The following is an 18157-nucleotide window of genomic DNA, read 5'->3' on the forward strand; positions in this document are numbered from 1 at the left end:
CCCCACCCAAAAAGATGCCGGAGGCGCTACCTTGCGCCCCCGGCCGTTGGCAATGTTTCCTCAGAAGCCAACCGATGCGCTGAGGAACAGGTACCGTCCCGTCGCATCGTAGAATTGCGGATAGGTGTTGCCGTTGCCGCCGTCCTCGATCGCCGCGGTGGTGGTCAGCGGCGGATCCTTGTCGAACAGGTTGTTGATGCCCGCGCGGAAGGTGAAGTCCTTGCGCACCTCGAACGAGGCCGCGAGGTCGAAATAACTGCGCGCGCCCAGTTCGCGGTTCACTTCGGAGAAGCTGCCCGTCAGTGCCGGCTGGTCGCTGGTCTGCGCGATCTTCACCGACGAGACGTAGCGCCACGTCGCGGTCAGGCTGAACCGGTCGGCCGGTGCCCAGGTGGTCATGAACTTGTGGCGCCATTCCGGGCGCGGACGACCGCACAGGCCGGCATAAAGGCCCTTGCACTCATAGATGTCGCTCTCGGGCGAATTGGGCAGCGGCACCGTCTTGTAGGAGTCGAGATAGGTGCCAACCAGGTTGAAGTTCAGGCGACCGGCATTGAGCCCCAGGTCGTTCAGGTTCATGCGGTAATCGACCACCACGTCGACACCCTTGGTCTGCAGCGAGCCGGTGTTGACGTTGAAGCGCCGGAAGTAACCGTTCTCTCCCTGCCACAGCGATCCGCTTTGCGGGCTGCGCTGGATCAGGCTGCAGAAATAGGGATCGCCATTCGCCAGGCAGTTGGCGATCGACAGGTTCGGGTTGACGCTGCCGACCAGGTTCTCGACCTCGATGTCGAAATAATCGACCGAGATGGTCAGGCCCCGCACGAAGCGCGGCTCGAACACGGCGCCCAGCGACAGCGTCTTGGCGGTTTCCGGGTCCAGGTCCGGGTTGCCGCCGATCAGCGAGTTGAACTGGCCGGCCGGATTGTCGACGATGTTGCCATATTGCGCGGCGGTCACGCCGGTGCGTGCGCATTGTTCAAGGGTCGCGATCGGGTTGGCGCCCGAGCAAGGATCATAGGAGCCGTCGGCATTTTCCGTCAGCTCCACCTCGAACAGCTGCTGGCTGGAAAACAGCTCGATCACGTTCGGCGCGCGGACGGCGCGCTGGTACGATCCACGGAAACGGAAATCATCGACCGGGGACCAGTTCAGGCCAAGCTTGTAGGTGTCCGTCTTGAACCCGCTGTCATAATCCGAATAGCGATAGGCGCCTTCGAACGACAGGCTCTGCACGAACGGCACCTGCTCGACGAGCGGAACGATCAACTCGCCGAAGAACTCCTTCACCGAAACCGAGCCGTTGATCGGCAGTTCGGGGCTGGCCGCCGCCTGGTAGATTTCGTCCGGCTGGTAATCGACCGAATTCTTGCGGAATTCGTAACCGAACGCCACGGCCACGCCGCTGTTGGCGAGCGGCGATTTGATCCCCCATTCGCCCAGGTCACCGTCCACGGCCGCCACCACGTTGACGAGGTTGGTATCGCCCGTGATGCTCTTCACCTCGGCGACATAGTCGACGGCATCGGCGCTCGCCTGCGGCCCGAAATAGTCGAGCGGCGAGCAGTTCGCGTCATTGTTGTTCGGGTTTGCATCGGCGTTGATCGCGCAGACGATCTGGCCGGCGGAATTGCGCACCGCGTTGAAGGCGTTCGCGGTCCGCTGCCGGTTCGCATCGCCCGAGAAGCGGCTGCGATAGCTCACCTTCGAATAGATGCCGTACACATCATATTTGAACGGCCCGGCGATGTCGCCACGCGCGCCCAGCACGATGCGATAGCTCTGGTGCTGGATGTCGTCCTGGCGGTTGCCGCCTTCCACGTTGCGACGCGCCACCAGCACGCCCTGCGCCACCGATTGCGGGCCGACGTAATTGCCCGACGCGTCATAGATGCTGCCGGTGGAAAGCCCGCGGCTGGTGCACAGGAAGCTCGCCTGCTGCGCGCTCAGGAAGGGATTGTCGCAGTTGATGCCGCTGATGCTGCCCGCACCCACGGTGATGCCGGCGCTGTTGGTGCCCGGCGCGATCTGCGCGACGGAGCGGTCCTCCATGAACGACGCTTCGATATAAGGGGTGAAATTCTCGTTCACCTCGTAATGTGCCATCGCGCCCAGCGCGTAGCGCTCGTCCGGGCGCTGGTAGTAATTGTACGGCGCGAAATTGTACGTCAGCGTGCCGGGCACGAACTGGCTGTCGCCCGTCGCGCGGAAAGACGTGGGCAGGCCGGGGATGCCGCCCGCATTGGTGAAGTTCGCCGGGGCGTTCGTTGCCGATCCGCTGCACGAGAAATCGGCCCCGCCCGGTCCGCTCGCGCCGAGTGCGCATGCGCTGTAGTCGTAATCCGCCTGCAGGATCGGGTTCACCTTGCGATAGGTCGCATAAGCGGTGACGTTGCCACGGCCCTCGCCGATGTTGCCGCCGGCGACGGCCGACAGCTCGGTTGTGAAGCCGTTCCAGATCCCCTTGTCGGGCTTCAGATACGCGCCCGGCACGTTGGCATTGTTGCGGTCCAGCAGGTCGCGCAGCTCGTCGCGGTCGTTGGTGTGCTGAAAGCCGGCGATGCTGCCGGTGAAACGGATGCCGCTGAAATTGTCCATCAGCTTGAAGTTCACGACGCCCGCGATCGCGTCCGATCCGTACACCGCTGATGCACCGCCCGTCAGCACCTCGACCGACTGGATCAGCGGCGTCGGCACCTGATTGAGATCCGACGGAATGTTCTTGGGCGAACCATAAGGCAGTCGGCGCCCGTTGATCAGCACCAGCGTGCGCGACGGGCTGAGACCGCGAAGGTCGACCTGCGCGGTGCCGGTCGCCTCGTTGGAGTTCGCCGCGCCCTGCGCCGCGAACACCTGCGGCAATTGGTTGACGAGGTCCTCGGTGCGCACCGTGCCGCGTACGGCGAACTCCTCCGCCGCCACGGTCGTCACCGGGCTGACGCTCTCGAGGTTGGGCGAGCGGATGCGCGAACCGGTGACCACGATGTCCGCGTCACCCGTGCTGCTGCTGGTGGTGCTATCCGCCGGGATATCCTGCGCCATGGACGGCATCGCCGCCCCGGTTATCATCACGGCGGAGCAGAGCAGCAACCGACGCAAGTGTGACCTGTTAGCCATCATCAAACTCCCTGATTTCGAGTGAATGCCGCACGTCGCCGGCTCCCCAGCCGGCGCGGCGAACCGTTCTTTTTACTTGTACCGCCAGCTCGTAAGGTCAGCGCCCTTGGGTGCCGCCGCCTCGATCCGCTTCAGGATCTTGGGCACGTACATCCAATTGTATCGGAGGCGCCCGACGGAATTGGGCTGGGTGGGATCACCATTCCAGCAATGTTCGTCACGATCGCCGTACAATATTTCCCCGCCATAAGCGGGCTGTGCCTTCTTCAGGAAATCTTCCATCAGATACACGGCATTGTTCAGATAGAAGTTGTCCATGTCACCGACATAGATGTGGATCTTGCCCTGCAACTTGGGGGCAAGCTTCTGCCAGTCACGTTCCAGGATGTGACGCATGTCGTAATTGTCGCGCCAGTAGGTCGCGACAGCGGGATCGATCTCGCCGCTGGCCTTGTCCCAGATCCGCTTGGGATAACCGTCCTCGCCCATCGGCGAATACACCGCTTCCCACACGTCCCACTGGCCGCCCGAGCGCGTCTTGTCGCCCAGCACCAGCTCCAGACGGTTCTCGTCCTCGATCGTGTGCGACAGATGGCCCAGGTAATCGCGCTTGCCCGGCTTCGCGACCTTCCCGAACGGCCCGGTCCAGAAATAGGCGTTCTTGTCCGTGTAGATGTCCGTGACCATCGTCTGCCGGAAATCGATCGGATCCGGGCAGGCGGCGAAGGCGCCATTATATTCGTCGGGGTAGAAGACCTGCGCGGCCAATGCTTCCCACCCGCCGGTCGACCCGCCGTACAGGAACCGTGCCCAGCCCTGGCCGATCCCGCGGAATTTCTTCTCCAGCGCCGGGATGAAATCATACGTGATCGCATCGCCATAGGGGCCGATGTTCGCCGAATTCACGGCATAGCTGTCGTCGTAATAGGGGTTCGAGTGGTCGATCTCGACGATCAGCATCCGCGGGAAGTCGGGCGACACCCATTTCTGGTAGAAGCCATACGCCTCCTGCTGCTCGGTGCGGGCGTAGCAGGTCTCGTTGATGAAGCGCTTGTTCGGCGCGCACTTGATGTTCGCGTCCGGCGGCGTGGTGCGAAACCCGCCGAAATCCTCGGGAAAATGCCCGTGGAAGATCGCGATGGGATAACGGGCCTCGGGATGCTTGTCGAAATCCTTCGGGACCAGCACGTGGCCGCGCATATAGACGTCGCGGCCCCAGAATTTCGACAGCCGCTCGGACTTGAACTTGAAATGACGGACGAACTCGGTGTCCTTCGGCTCCTCGACCGGGCCGATCACGTCGGTCAGCGCGATCCTGATCTCACCGGCGCGCTTCGGATCGAAGTTCACCTTGATCGGCTTGCTGATGATGTTGCCCGGCTCCTTGCGCCAGTTCTGCCCCGCGCCCCGCGCGGCGGGCAGCTTCACCACCTTGCCATTGCCCAGCTTGAACGTGTCGTACTTATGCAGAACGGCCTGCACATTGTACGTGCCCGCCGGAATGTCGGACAGGCTGCGGCCCGGATAGCCCAGCACGTCCGTGCCGATCACCTTGGCCTGCCCGTTGCGGAAATCCTCGACCTGGATGCCGAACACCTGCGCCGCGTCGTGGCTGGCGTCGACCTGAAAGCGCGGCTCCGTCTTGTCGTCCGCCGCCAGCACCAGGATCACCCGGCCCTCATAGGCAGGCTCCTTCGCCCCCGGCGCCGACAGCTCGACCCGAAAATCCTCTGCATGCAACGCATGCGTTCCCATCGTCAGCGCCGCCAATGCAGCGCCGACTGCGAACGTCTTTCGCATGTCACATCCCCTTGTCGCGGCTAGCTCCCCGCTCCGCCGCACGTTGAATGTGACGTACCTGAAATCATTGTCAACGGAATTTTGATCGCATAGCGAACGGACGTTGCAATAGCGCACACATTCGCTCATTGCCGGATCATGGCTGCTGGCCTCGGTCTCGGCGGCCGCGTTCTTGATTCTTTGGCCTGATCCGGCTTTTCCGCAACGGATCGTTAGCCACGCAGCAGCTATTCCGGAGGATGTACGCAATGTCAGCCAGCGAAGGCGACCAGATGGCGGATGATGAAGCGTCCCTGCCGAACGAGGCGGAAGACGGCGACCGGGACTATGTCGCCTCGCTGGCACGCGGCCTGGAAGTCATCTGTGCCTTCACGCGCGACACCCCGTCGATGACGCTGAGCGATGTCGCCAAGGTCACCGGCATGTCACGGGCGACCACCCGGCGCCTGCTGCTCACGCTCGTGCGTGAAGGCTATGCCGAAAAGCGCGACCGTCACTTCTCGCTGCGGCCCAAGGTGTTGCAGCTCGGCTATTCCGCTCTGTCCTCGGTCGGCATTCTGGACATCGTTCAGCCGGTGATGAACGATCTGTCGCAGAAGACGCAGGAATCGATCTACACCGCCGTGCTGACCGGCGACGATGTCACCTATCTCGCGCGATCCACGCCCGATCGCGTGATCTCGGTCAGCATCAATATCGGCAACCGCCTGCCCGCTTATGCGGTGTCGACCGGCCGGGTGTTGCTGGCCGGCGAAAGCGACGAGACGCTTGAACGCTATTTCGATCGCGTGAAGCTGGAAAAGCACACCACCAGCACGGTCAGCTCGGTCAAGCAGTTGCGCGCGATCATCGCCGAAACGCGGGAGCTCGGCTATTCGCTGGTCGATGAGGAACTGGAGGTTGGCGTGCGGTCGCTGTCGGTGCCGATCTACGACGCCAGCGGCCATGTGATCGCCGCGCTGAATGCCTGCTGCCCGTCCATGCGCTTTCCGGTGGCGGACATGCGCGAAAAGCTGGTGCCGGAACTGCGCACCGCGGCGCGAAGCATCAACGAGCGGTTTCAGCAATGACGGGCCGGCGCCGCGAACGGCAGCACCGGCCCTTCCACGCTCAGGCCGCCGCTTCCTCTTCAACAAAGCCCTTCCAGTTGCGCATATAGGTCACGAACTGCGGGCTCAGCCCCTCGTCCAGCAGATGCTGCGCGGTGACGGGAAGCGCCGGCGACACATAGTCGTGCTCGCGCCGCACGCGCTCGGGGAAGTCGTGCCGCAGGATCGCGCCCCGGCCGATCACCACGAAGTCGCAGCCGGCCTCCAGAACGCCGCGTGCATCGGCCGCGCTCATCACCTTGCCCGCCGCCCCCAGCCGAACGTCGCCGCGCGGCAGGTCCGTGAAATAGCTCATCAGCGAGCGGCCCTGGAATTCCGGCTCCACCGGCTCCTTCGCGACATCCCACAGCGACATGTCGAGATAGTCGATCTGCGCCTGCCGCAGCAGTTCGGCCGCAAGATCACGGATTTCGGCCAGCTTCAGGCCGAAACGCTCCGGTGACAGCCGCAGACCAACCTGGAAGTCACTGCCGCAGGCCGCGCGAATGCCATCGATGATCTCGAACAGGATGCGCGAACGGTTCTCCAGGCTGCCGCCATAAAGATCGTCGCGCTTGTTGATCTCGGCCGACAGGAACTGCGCCAGGATGTAACCGTGTGCGCCGTGGATCTCCACGCCGTCGAACCCCGCCTGTTCCGAACGCTTGGCGGCGGCGATGAAATCGTCGCGCAGCTGCGCCACTTCGTCCCCCGTCAGTCCGCGCGCGCCGGTTTCGGGGTCATCCGAAGGACATACCGGCGTTCCCACCAGCTCCTTGGGAGAACGGTTGCCGGCATGATGCAATTGTACCGACGAGATCGATCCTTCGGCGCGGATCGCCGCCGCCAGCCGGGTCAGCCCCTCCAGATGTCGGTCGTCGAACACGCCAAGCTGGCCGGCAAACCCCTGCCCGACCGCCTGAACATGCGCCGCAGCCGTCATCGTGATGGCAAAGCCGCCCTTCGCCCGCATCGTCAGCCAGTGCTGCTCCTCCGGCGAAAGCCGCCCATCGTCGAAACTTTGCTGGTTGGTCAGCGGCGCCAGCATGAAGCGGTTCTTCATGGCGGGTCCGCGCGGCAGCGTCAGCGGTTCGAACAGCTCGTCTGTGCCCACGATCATCTCCTCAGATTCGGTTGCGCACTACCATATGGGGTGTGACACTTGCAGGCGCCCTCGCCCCTTCGCGCGCATCGGCCGGTTCACCGATAATCTTGGCAGCCATTGCCGATCGGGTACAAGCCGCCAGCACGCATTCGGAGATCCTTGATGACCTTCCCACCAGGGCGCGCGGGCGTCGATCACGCGCCGTTCGCTCCCGGTCATCACCAGGGCGTCTTTTACTCCATCCAGTATCTCCGCGGCATCGCTTCCCTGATGGTGCTGCTCTATCACGCCGGTTATGATCTGAACCTGATCACCGAGCAGGGCCGCCCCCACTGGCTTGCGGCGGGCGTCGACATCTTCTTTGTCATCAGCGGCTTCGTCATGGTCGCGTCGACCAGCGACCGCGCGGTGACTGCCCGCGGTTTTCTCGCCTCCCGCATCGCCCGCGTTGTTCCGATTTATTGGCTCGCCACGCTCGCGATGGTGGCGGTGCTCGCCGTGCGCGGCAAAGAACTTCCCGGGATCGGCGAAGTCGTCCAATCCTTTCTGTTCATTTTCTACTTCAATGAACGCGTGCAGGATACCAGCCCCATCCTTGGCCCCGGCTGGACCCTGAACTATGAAATCTACTTCTACTTGGTCTTTGCCGCGCTGATCCGCTTGCCGATTGCGAAGCGGATTGCCGTGATGACCGTCCTCTTCGTGGTCATTACCGGCCTTCGCCCGCTTGTCCCGTCCGACCATGCTTTTCTGACCCGGATGACGAGTCCGATCCCGCTGGAATTCGTCGCGGGCATGGTGATCGGCTATTGCCGTGCCCGCATCATGCACGCGCCGGCGTCGCTCGGTTTCGCTGCCGTCCTCCTTGGCTTTGGTGCGCTCGCGCTCCTCGATCCGCCGCTTCCCCGCGTCGCGTTCTTCGCGCCGCCCGCGGTGCTGATCGTCTTTGGCAGCGTGATCCTGGAACGGCTGTTCGGCCGCCGCCGCTTCGGGCCGCTCGGGGCGCTGGGCGACATCAGCTACAGCCTGTACCTGACGCACCCGCTCCTGCTGGCCATCTTCATTCCGATCGTGGTTCCGCCGCACCTGGCGATGCCGCTGGGCGCGCTGATCGTGGCGGCCTCGATCGGCATCGGCTTCGTGACCTATCGCTGGGTGGAGGTTCCCGCCACGCGCGCCGCTCGCCGGCTCCTTGGCGGTCCAAGGTCGCCGTCGCGATCGCCCGGCACCACCGATATGAAGCCGACCGCCGATTGATCCACGCGCGCTGGGGCGATAGCGGTGCGTTCGGCTTCAATTGCAACGCGCAGGATTTCAACGTGAAGTGGCTCAAGATCCTGCTCGCGGTCGCGGCACTCCTGCTTCTTGCCTTTGGCGTGTTCGTCTGGGCGACGCGGCCTGATGCCGGCCCTGGCAAGGTGGTGGTGCCTGCGAAAACCCCGTTCACCAAGGGCTCCTATTTCGCCTTTGCCCAGCCATGGGGTGGTGAGATGGTGACCGTGTTGAAGCCCTGGTCGCCGCACGCCGACTCCTTTGTCGTCGATCTCGATCGCTTTCCTGCGAACACGACCTTTCACTGGCGCTGGCCCCCGGTCAGCGCCGGCTTCGGGCCGGGCGTCTGGGGCTATGATGCGGTCATGTACGGCAATTACGATGGCGGCGAGCCGGAGCGGCCGTTGCCGCAAATCCGGATGCGCGACCTTCGCGAGCTTCGTCAGCGCTTTGCCTGGACCATGGAAAACCGGTTCGGCGACGGCAACGTCCTGACCGAATTCTATCTTCGTTCAAGCACCACGGATGTGAATGCTAAGGTGATCGAGGTCGGCTGGTTCCTCCACATGCCTGCCAGCACCCGCGCCTTTTTCGAGCGGTCCGCCCCGGTCGGTGTGTTCGTTGATGCGCAGAAGCGCCGCTGGATGGTGCGGATGGCGGAAAAGTTCTGCATGTTCGCGCCCGAGAAGTCCGAGGATCTCCGCAGCGGCACGCTCGATATGCTCCCGGCGCTCGAATGGCTGCGGCAAAAGGGAAAGATCAGCGGCGACGAGTGGATGTCTGGCCTGGCGATCGGCGTCGAGCCGGTGCGCGGCCTGGGAAGCCTCTCGGTTGACCAATGGTCGGTCACGATGCGCTGAACGACGGCGGGGGCGGCAGTCGCACGCTCCTGCAAGCCAACGGTTCAGGCATCCGCACTCCCGGATCAGCTGCCGGGGAAACTAAAGCCTCCGTCCGGATTATTGTTACGCAGCCGCCACGTCATCGTCAGGGTCGGCTGGCCGGAATGGAGAGGAATATGCGATGGAAAGTCTGCTGGCGCTCTTTTCCGATCCCACGGCATGGGCCGCTCTGGTCGCGCTGGTGGTGATGGAAGTCGTGCTGGGCATCGACAATCTCGTCTTCATTTCCATCCTCTCGAACAAGCTGCCGGAGGAACAGCGTACGCGGGCACGGCGGATCGGCATCGGCCTCGCACTGGCCATGCGCCTGATCCTGCTGTCGATGATCGCCTGGCTGGTCGGCCTGACCGCCGTCGTCTTCGATCTCGGGCTGCGCGGCCCGCTGAACGATTATGGTCAGCCTGCCTTCGAGACCGCATTCTCCTGGCGAGACTTGATCCTGGTGGCCGGCGGCCTGTTCCTGATCTGGAAGGCAACCAAGGAGATCCATCACAACGTGGACGCGACCCCCAGCGACGACCTGTTGGACAAGAAGCAGGCGGCCGCGATCACCTTCGGGTCCGCGCTGGTGCAGATCGTGCTGCTCGACATGGTGTTCTCGATCGACTCCATCCTCACCGCTGTCGGGATGACGGACAATCTGGCGGTGATGGTGATCGCCGTGCTGACCGCGGTCGGCGCCATGGTCCTCGCCGCCGACCCGCTGGCGAACTTCATCGCCCGCAATCCGACGGTGGTGATGCTCGCGCTCGGCTTTCTTCTGATGATCGGCGCGGTTCTGATTGCCGATGGTTTCGGCGTTCACGTGCCAAAGGGATATATCTACGCGGCGATGGGGTTTTCGGTGCTGGTCGAATTTCTCAACATCCTCGCGCGGCGGGCGCAGCACCGGAAATCGAGCGGTCCCGGGGCTTGATCCCGGTCGCCTGAACTACCTGCCTCGTCCGTCCTCAGCCTGTCCAAGACCACGGCTGAAGGAAATGGCCGGGCAGGTTCCGGTTGAGGCCGATCTGCGCCGAAAGGCGGCCGAAACGGGCCGCCCGCACGACCTTGTCGGCCGCTCTCACCCCGGTGAAAGGGCGAGCAGCTCAGTCCATGAAGCGCAGGATCGCTGACTGGCTGCCGCTTGCCATCATCGTTCCATCCTCGGCGAACATATGGATCGCCCCATGCCCAAAGCCGCGGCTCGCGGCACTGATCCTGACGTCGCAAAGCACCCATTCCGTCGGCACGATCCGTGCGATCCGTAAGGTGTTGTCGAGACTGTTGCCGCCGCCGCGCCGCCCAAACGCGGATGCCAGGCCCGATGGCACGAAGTCGGCAAAAATCGCGAGCAGGCTGGTATCGACCGGTGCATTCTCCTTCGTGCGGATCCACACCACCATGCGCCCGTCACTGGAGGGCGTTCCGTCGAGCGGCCCCGCGCCATAGCGCCCGGGCGCCAGCCGCACGTCCAGCCGATCCATCAGCGCCGCATCCTGCACGGGCCACAGCGGCCGCGGCTTGCAATCCTCCGGTCGCGGCATGTCGGGCGGTGTTATCCATTGCCCGTCAGGCAGGCCCTCCCGGTCCCCAAGCGCCGCATTGACGGTGAGCACCAGCTTGCCCGCGTCGGTGCCAAGTACCCGAACCTGGCTGACGTTGCGGCCGGCGGACAGGACCTCCACCGTCAGGTCAAGCGTGTCGCCGACGCGTGCATAGGAGATGAACTGCGCGCTGGACCAAATCACCTTCCGCCCGGTGGCGCGCTCCGCGGCAATGGTCGCGGCGCCAAGGCCAACGCCGCCGAACATGAAGACATTGCCAGGCGGGCCGACGCAAATCTGCTTCGTGATGTGAAGTCGAAACACTCCAGCATCGGGTGTTTGCTGCACGTCGAGGAATTGTTCGGTCATTCCTCTGCGTTCACAGGTTAGCAGGCGGCTGTCCAGACAGCTCACTTGCTGCTCTGCATAGCGCTGCTACGCGCGCAGCCGGGGCCGGAAGATCGTCACCCGCGACATTACAGCGTGGAACGCTATGGCATTGCCTCATCGTCCTGATCACCCAAAGAATTTGACAGCGAGGCCAATCGCCGACTTACCGCATGGAGCGGATCCGCTGCCGTCAGGCGGGCCGCGCAAGAGGGGCTTTCGTTGCGTCGTCGCCGTCCATGACCGAAGCTCGCACGCGTGCTGCGGTGCGGACCGGGCCTGAAAACATGCGCATGGACATCAGGATCGACGATCAGCGCGATCGAACGGGGAGAATATAGTGAGCTGGAATTCCCGAAAATCGGCTGTGTCACACGAGGATGTGAAGCCGGAACATCGTCTAACGCAGAGCCTGTCATGGCCACATCTAATCGCGCTTGGCGTCGGTGCGATCGTCGGCACGGGCATTCTCACGCTGATCGGCGTTGGCGCCGACAAGGCCGGCCCCAGCGTCATCCTGTCATTCGTCATAGCCGGCCTGATCTGCGCCTGCGCTGCCCTCGCCTATGCCGAAATGGCGACGATGATCCCCGCCTCGGGCAGCGCCTATACCTATTCCTATGTCGTGGTTGGTGAACTGTTCGCCTGGGTGGTCGGCTGGAGCCTGATCCTGGAATATTCACTGGTCGTCAGCGCAGTCGCGGTTGGCTGGTCCGGCTATGCCGCTCCCCTGTTACACGAGGCGTTCGGCGTCCCGATGGCGCTGATGCAGGGGCCGGAGATCGGCGGGATCGTGAACATCCCCGCCGTCGTGATCATCTTTGTCGTTGCCGGGCTGCTGATCCTTGGCACGCGCGAAAGTGCGACGCTGAATGCGGTGCTGGTGCTGGTGAAGCTTGTCGCGCTCGTCGTGTTCGTGGCCGTGACGCTCCCCGCATTCAACAGCGCGAACTTCGATCCGTTCATGCCCTTTGGCTTCGGCAAGGCGATGTCCGCCGATAGAGTTGAGCGAGGCGTCATGGCCGCCGCGGCGATCATCTTCTTCGCGTTCTACGGCTTTGATGCGATCGCAACCGCGGCGGAGGAAACCAAGAACCCCAGCCGTGATCTTTCGATCGGGATTGTCGGCTCCATGGTGATCTGCGTCTTGATCTACATGGCGGTTGCCGCCGCGGCGATCGGCGCGCTTGCCTATACGTCCTTCGCTAACAGCCCGGAACCGCTGGCGCTGATCCTGCGCGAACTCCAGCACCCTTGGGCGGCGCGCTATCTCGCCATTTCCGCCGTGATCGCCCTTCCCACCGTGATCCTCGCCTTCTTCTACGGGCAAAGCCGCATCTTCTTCGTCATGGCGCGCGACGGACTTCTTCCGCAAAGCCTGGCGAGGGTGTCGGAGCGCGGATCACCCACGCGAGTCACCTTGTTCACCGCAGCGATCGTGGCCGTGCTTGCCGGTCTCATCCCGCTGAACGAGCTTGCCGCCTTGGCTAACGCAGGCACGCTCGTGGCGTTCGGCGCGGTCGCCGGTTGCATGCTCATCATGCGGCGGCGTGCACCGGAGGCCGAGCGCAAGTTCCGCGTGCCAGCCGCCGCGCTGGTGGGCGCCATCGCGATCTTCGGCTGTGCTTACCTCTTCTACAGCTTGCCCCGCACCACGCAGATCTACTTCGCCGTGGCGCAGGTCGCCGGCCTGGTGATCTACTTCACGATCGGCCGTCGCGGCAGCGTAGCCGGAACACGTGGCTGAGCGCCCAACCGAAGCAAAGGAATGCTATTGAAAACGCGAGAGTTCCCGCCGGAAGCGGCGGGACTTTTCGCACCCTCGAAACGTCCTACTGAGGAACCGCGCCGCGACGCCGGACGTCGCGGGCGTTCATGCCCTATAGCATGGATGAGCTACCATAAGCGGGGTAGTTGGTCGGTGCGACTAGATCAGATCAGGTATGCGGAGCGATCCTCCCGCGTGACTTTGGAGTCGACCAGAGGGGTCCGGCTCCCAAGCTCAAGCCGTATCGCGCGGAGGAGCCCAGACCATGTACGAAACCCAGACATATGGCGAAATGGAGACCGATCCCTTTGAGCTGAACGAAGCGGACGGGTACGGCTTCATGCAGGCCGAGAGCGAGACCGGCGCCGGGGCAAACGGCGGACTGGCCGAGTATGAAGCGCTTGTCGGCGGCAGCAGCAGCGACGGCTTCGATGGCTTTGACGGGTTCGACCAGGAAGCTTGGGAGGGAGAAAGCTTCGACCAATTCGAGCCGTTCGACCAATTCGATCAGTTCGGAGACATGGAAGGCGACCCGTTTTTCGGCAAGATCTGGAATGCGGCGAAAAAGGCCGCAAAGGTTGTCGCCCCGATCGCCAAGAAGTTTGCCCCCGCCATCGGTAGTGTCATCGGCGGCGCATTGGGCGGACCGGCCGGCGCGGCCATCGGCGGCAAGCTCGGCGGCTTCGTCAAGAACATGGAGGCGGAGGATGAGGGCGAGACCGAGGATGAGCTGAACGCTCCCGTCCGCGTCCCGGCGACCGACGATCAGCTTTCCGAGGCGATGGCTGCCGCGGCTGCCAGATCCACACCGCTGGATGCCAGCGCCCTTGGCTCGGCACTCACCGTGACCATCGCGAGCAGAGCGCCACTTCCGGTGAAGGCCGTGATGCCCGTGCTGGCCAAGGCCGGAAGCGATGTGGCGCGGCGCCTTGCCACCAGCCGTGATCCCAGGGCCAAGGCGCTGATCCGCACCCTTCCGACCATCCAGAAGAAGACGGTGGCAACGCTGACCCGGAAGGTCCAATCCGGTCGCCCCGTAACTCCACGCACGGCCGTTCGCGTGATGGCACGCCACGCCAGCCGCACGCTTTCCAACCCCCAGGTGATCGCAAAGGCGCTGGCGGACAATGCGGCGAAAAAGCGCGGCATTGACAAGAAAGCCGTGGCTGCTGCGGAGCGTTTCTTCTAAACTCCTCCCACCCCCAACTGGGGAGACGAGCCGTGAGAGTCGAGGATGTCGACCGACTGGTAAGCGACGCGGGGCTCGCCCTGGTGAACGCCCAGCATTACGCGGCTACGGTAGCGGCCGTTACACCGCGGCAATATGCGGCGCGGCAGCTTGCCGCCACGCGCGAGGTGCAGGGCAACTTCGTCGCCAAGCTACAGGGAAGATTTGGCGCTGTCCTTCCCTTCATGCACCTTCTGGACGGTGGACGGCGGCAAGCTCTGGCTCGCGTAGCCGGCATGTTGAACCACAGCCGCCAGTTGCTCGCCACCCGGCCCGGCCGGACGGACACGCTGCCGGGCATCGGGCCGGCACGTCCGCCTAAAGGGAAAGCCAACGCCGAACTGCCGTCTCAAATGTCCGGTCAATCTGACGGCGAACTCAGGCCCGGCGCGCGTCGCCGGGCCGGACTTGCCCCTTCTCGTGAACGGATTCGGGTAGATCGGCTGCGGACAAGTCGCGCTCAAATGCGCAGCCGTGCCGCGCAGAGCAAGCGCGAACACCGTCGCGCGCTCCTGGTCCGTTATCGGCGCGTGGCGCCCTCCGCGTTTCGCAAGGGGGTGGAGACCACCCTGGTGCGCCGAGGTTATCCGCTTCGCTTGATCGCACTCGTCATCTCCGTCGCGGCGAGCGACTTTGTGCAAACCATGGGCAAGCTGCTGGGAGACGCAGACGGATCATCCCCGCTGACTGACACGGTCGTGAACGCGGCCATCGCCTCCGCGCTCGCCGTGGCTGCGAACCGGGCCGGCATCATTGACCCGCCGGCGATCGAGGCTGCTGCCAAACTGATCAGTCAGTTCCTGTCCGCCACCTCGGCGATGCGCGAGCAGGAGTCTGAACCACGCCGGTTGGATGAGAATACCGGGCAACAGTCGCTGCGCTGGGGATTGGCGTCGTGACCAGCATGGCCGCCCTCCGCAGCAGCAAACCGGATGCGGCCGGCGTGATCGCACCGACGAGTGCGACGCTCAGTCCTGCCGATCCGCCTGCAGCTCTCACCTATTTCGCCTGGCGGACGGCGGTGAACTCGCGCCGCTATTTGGATGGCCTGCGCCCATTCAGGCCCGGTGAGTTTGGCTCCGGCCCATCCTCCCCCAGTGCCGCCCATCTCGATGCTGTTAATCGCATGATCGGTGCCGCACGGCTCCGTCAGGAACGTGAGGAGCGCAAGCTGGCGCTCCAGGCCCGCGACGTACTGAGAGGCGGTGATGCCGCCCGCGCTACGCTCCTGACCGTGAAGGAACGCAGCGAGACTCTGGCGCGCGAAACCGAGCAGGTCTGGGAATTTTACCTGAATATGTTCGGTCAACGGACCGGCCCGTTTGCCGCCTGGCTAGGCGCCCTCGATCGGGTGGCTCTCGACTGCTACCAAGCGGTCTATCTCGGCCTTGGTCGAGCCCGCTCCATCCCCTCCCCCTCGCCGTTCTCCTACATGGAGACCGGCTTCGGACCCGCGACATTCCGACGGGGTGTCCGGCTGGCCCGGCTCGGCCGGCAGCCAAACCCGTTTCCTTTAGTGAAGATACCCTATCACCGGCTGCTGAATCCGTGGTCGCTTGGCGCCGTCCCGCACGAGGTGGCCCATAACCTCCAGAGTGATCTCGGACTGTGGGAGGTGATGCCCGATCGCATCGGTGCGCAGTTCAAGCGTAAGGGCTTGCCGCCCCGCAATGCCGCCGTGTGGCAGCGCTGGCACAAGGAGACCTATGCCGATCTCGCCGGGGTGCTGCTGATCGGCCCCGCTTACGTCGGCTCGCTGATGGATGTGGTGGGGCGGTCGCGCGAATCCAGCGCGGCATGGAACGACGAAGCAGTTCATCCGACGCCAATCATTCGCGTGCCGCTCGGCCTGCGATTGTTGGAGCGCATCGGCTTCGGGGGAGACGCCCGCGCGTTCCGCCGCGCCTGGGACGCCTTGTACCCGCGCGCTGCGTGGGAGCCGGTGCCCGCCTGGGTTCGTGCGCGGCTTGACGAACAGATCGACGCGGTACTCGACGCCATCTGCTTTCAGCGTTTCGATCAATATGGCGGCAAGGCATTGTGCAACGTCGTCCGCTTCGAACCGAAGCACGCCTCGCTGGTACGGGAGGCAGCGGAGCGGCTGCAGGTGGGAATGGACACGGGCGTCTTGCCGGAGCGGTTCCTGATCGCCGCCGTGCGCCAGGCGCTCGCCTGGGCCAAGACGCCGCCGGACGTGCTCGCCCGCAATTTCTACGCCGCTTTGGGGAGAGGGTGAATGATCGCCGCCTCCACATCCCGGCGAGAGCCGCATGATCTGCCACTATCCGGCTTCCGCGACGTGCTTGAAACCACGTTGCGGCAGATCCGGCAGGCGCGCTTGCCGATCGGCAAGCTACGTCATCGGGGCGAAACGCGGCTCCTTACCAATCTGATCGAGGCGTTGCGGGTGGCGGAACGGCGCGGATCAGAGGCAATCGCTGCCCTGACCGAGCACCAGCCAGGCGCAGCCGTCAGCCACGCGGTGGAATTGTGCGACGTGCTTCGGGACGGCGTGCTCAATCGCGACAATTCCGATGATCTGGACCGGGAACTTCAGGGTGAAGGAGCAGCGGGCCAGAACGCGGCGCTATGGTCTTTGACCGAGCGTTATTTCGAGGCGCTGCAGAAGAGCTGCGGAGAACTGGCCGAAACGATCGTGGCGGTCTCGCCTGGCCTGGATGTGAAGGAGGCATATGTCATGAGCACCACGGACGATCCCGTCGGGCGGCAATTCAGCGACATGAGTGAGATCGCCGCGGCGGTGGCGCTGCTCGGCGGGGGATCGGCAGCGATCGGCCGCACATCCGGGCGCCGGTTCGATACCGTCTCCGATCAGATGTCGGCGACGCTCGATGCCATCGGATTGCCGCATGACGGTGTTCAGCTGTCCTCCGGCAGCAACCCGGATGCCGCGCGCACGCGCCTGGTAGAGGCGCTTTCGCGCAATTTCAGCTCGCGCGAACGAGACGGCAATCGGATCTACCAGCGCACCGCCCCTCAGCCGTTCAGCCGGGACACCTATGGCTCAAGCCAGCTTCTGCGCGGTCGAGGCCTGGTCAACGCAAACCTGTTGCGGGCAGAGGCCGATGCGCTCCTGGGCATCCTTGATCGCCTGCCCAGCATGGCCCGCTTCCAGCTCGCATCTCCAAGATTGGAGGGGCCAATCGAACGGGAGATCATCCGGGCCGAACTCGATGCGCTTGTGGAAACCGCTCGAGACCCGATGGGCGTGAACCCGCCGCGCGCCCGTTTCCAGTTGCGCCGGCTCAATCAGGCGATCGGCGACTATCTCGACAATGCGGAGATCATCGAGATCGACGGTACTGCCCGACCCTGCCTCTCCGACGCGCTTGCCGCGGCAGAAAGTGTGGAAAAGCAAGTCGATCTCATGACCGGCTTCCGGGACAACGAACTTTGCGCCCCCACCAGCGTGGTGCGCGATGAAGAAGTTCGCACCGAACTGGCGAACCTCATCTCGCTACAGGAGTCGATCTGCAAGCGTCTGACCGCCAGTCGGAACAGCCCGCAATTGGGCGTAGCGGCAGCGCGGCTGGAGGAACTGCTCACCGCTGCGCTGACCTCGGTGGATCAACTCGAGGCCTATCTGGAGCAATCCGGCACGGACATTCCCGAACAGGACGTGCAATTAGAACCCGAAAGCGAGGACGGTGGCACCGTGCGCCTCTCGATTGGCCAGTTCATCCGTTGGGTCCGTTCAACGGCGCTTCCCTATGCGGACGCCGAACACCGCGCGGCGACACTGCGGCGCAATCACGCGCGATTGCTCGCTGGCGAGTTGCAAAGCCTGTCGGAAGCGGCGGGCCGCTTCGCCGAAAGTCGCCGTCTCGGGCTGTCCCGCCCCTTGCCCCGAATCCAACTGCTTGAGCTTGCCGGCTACCTCAACTCGGCTGGCGAGCAAGCCCGGATCCTCGCTGGAAAGCAGGCAAGCGACAGCCAGGATTGA

The 18157-nt window shown here is 64.0% G+C and carries 13 protein-coding genes; 9 read left to right on the top strand and 4 right to left on the bottom strand.

Annotated elements, in window-relative coordinates; genetic code table 11:
• Positions 1–60: 60 nt before the first annotated feature.
• Both AX702_RS05610 and AX702_RS05615 read right to left on the bottom strand, forming a co-directional pair.
• Positions 61–3042 (bottom strand): TonB-dependent receptor domain-containing protein, encoded by a 2982-nt coding sequence (locus AX702_RS05610; protein WP_066777258.1) that lies wholly within the window; start codon positions 3040–3042, stop codon positions 61–63.
• 147 nt (positions 3043–3189) lie between these two features.
• The gene (locus AX702_RS05615) at positions 3190–4917 is read right to left on the bottom strand and encodes a hypothetical protein (RefSeq protein ID WP_066777260.1); all 1728 of its coding nucleotides are present in this window, start codon (positions 4915–4917) and stop codon (positions 3190–3192) included.
• A gap of 248 nt (positions 4918–5165) precedes the next feature.
• Here AX702_RS05615 and AX702_RS05620 point away from each other — a divergent pair, with 248 nt between their 5' ends.
• Entirely contained in the window at positions 5166–5987 is an 822-nt protein-coding gene (locus AX702_RS05620; RefSeq protein WP_177178965.1) for an IclR family transcriptional regulator domain-containing protein, read from the top strand.
• A gap of 40 nt (positions 5988–6027) precedes the next feature.
• On the opposite strand, the gene AX702_RS05625 is transcribed toward AX702_RS05620, so the two are convergent.
• Positions 6028–7125 carry an NADH:flavin oxidoreductase gene (locus AX702_RS05625; protein WP_066777262.1) on the bottom strand — a complete coding sequence of 366 codons (1098 nt, stop codon included), beginning with the start codon at positions 7123–7125 and terminating at the stop codon, positions 6028–6030.
• A gap of 147 nt (positions 7126–7272) precedes the next feature.
• On the opposite strand from AX702_RS05625, the gene AX702_RS05630 reads away from it, so the two are divergent.
• From AX702_RS05630 to AX702_RS05640, 3 genes are all read left to right on the top strand, one after another.
• Entirely contained in the window at positions 7273–8367 is a 1095-nt protein-coding gene (locus AX702_RS05630) for an acyltransferase family protein (RefSeq protein WP_066777264.1), read from the top strand.
• A complete protein-coding gene (locus tag AX702_RS05635; protein ID WP_066777266.1) occupies positions 8364–9242 on the top strand; it encodes a hypothetical protein in 879 nt (292 codons plus the stop codon). Before AX702_RS05630 ends, AX702_RS05635 begins: the two co-directional genes overlap by 4 nt.
• A 163-nt stretch (positions 9243–9405) precedes the next feature.
• Positions 9406–10200: a TerC family protein gene (locus AX702_RS05640; RefSeq protein WP_066777268.1), complete on the top strand. Its 795-nt coding sequence runs from the start codon at positions 9406–9408 to the stop codon at positions 10198–10200.
• Between the two features lie 172 nt (positions 10201–10372).
• Here AX702_RS05640 and AX702_RS05645 read toward each other — a convergent pair whose 3' ends face one another.
• Positions 10373–11179: an acyl-CoA thioesterase gene (locus tag AX702_RS05645; RefSeq protein ID WP_066777269.1), complete on the bottom strand. Its 807-nt coding sequence runs from the start codon at positions 11177–11179 to the stop codon at positions 10373–10375.
• A 358-nt stretch (positions 11180–11537) separates the two neighbouring features.
• On the opposite strand from AX702_RS05645, the gene AX702_RS05650 reads away from it, so the two are divergent.
• The 5 genes from AX702_RS05650 (at position 11538) to AX702_RS05670 (ending at position 18157) form a co-directional block, all read left to right on the top strand.
• The gene (locus AX702_RS05650; RefSeq protein ID WP_156455370.1) at positions 11538–12944 is read left to right on the top strand and encodes an amino acid permease; all 1407 of its coding nucleotides are present in this window, start codon (positions 11538–11540) and stop codon (positions 12942–12944) included.
• Between the two features lie 286 nt (positions 12945–13230).
• Complete coding sequence (locus AX702_RS05655) at positions 13231–14154, top strand: hypothetical protein (RefSeq protein ID WP_066777278.1); 924 nt, start codon at positions 13231–13233, stop codon at positions 14152–14154.
• Between the two features lie 83 nt (positions 14155–14237).
• Entirely contained in the window at positions 14238–15092 is an 855-nt protein-coding gene (locus tag AX702_RS21995) for a hypothetical protein (RefSeq protein ID WP_156455371.1), read from the top strand.
• Positions 15089–16429: a hypothetical protein gene (locus AX702_RS05665; protein WP_156455372.1), complete on the top strand. Its 1341-nt coding sequence runs from the start codon at positions 15089–15091 to the stop codon at positions 16427–16429. The genes AX702_RS21995 and AX702_RS05665 overlap by 4 nt, the downstream gene beginning before the upstream one ends.
• Positions 16430–18157, top strand: coding sequence for a hypothetical protein (locus AX702_RS05670; RefSeq protein ID WP_066777287.1), 1728 nt, complete (start codon positions 16430–16432; stop codon positions 18155–18157).

The organism is Sphingomonas sp. CCH5-D11, assembly GCF_001557395.1.
Lineage (GTDB): Bacteria > Pseudomonadota > Alphaproteobacteria > Sphingomonadales > Sphingomonadaceae > Sphingomonas.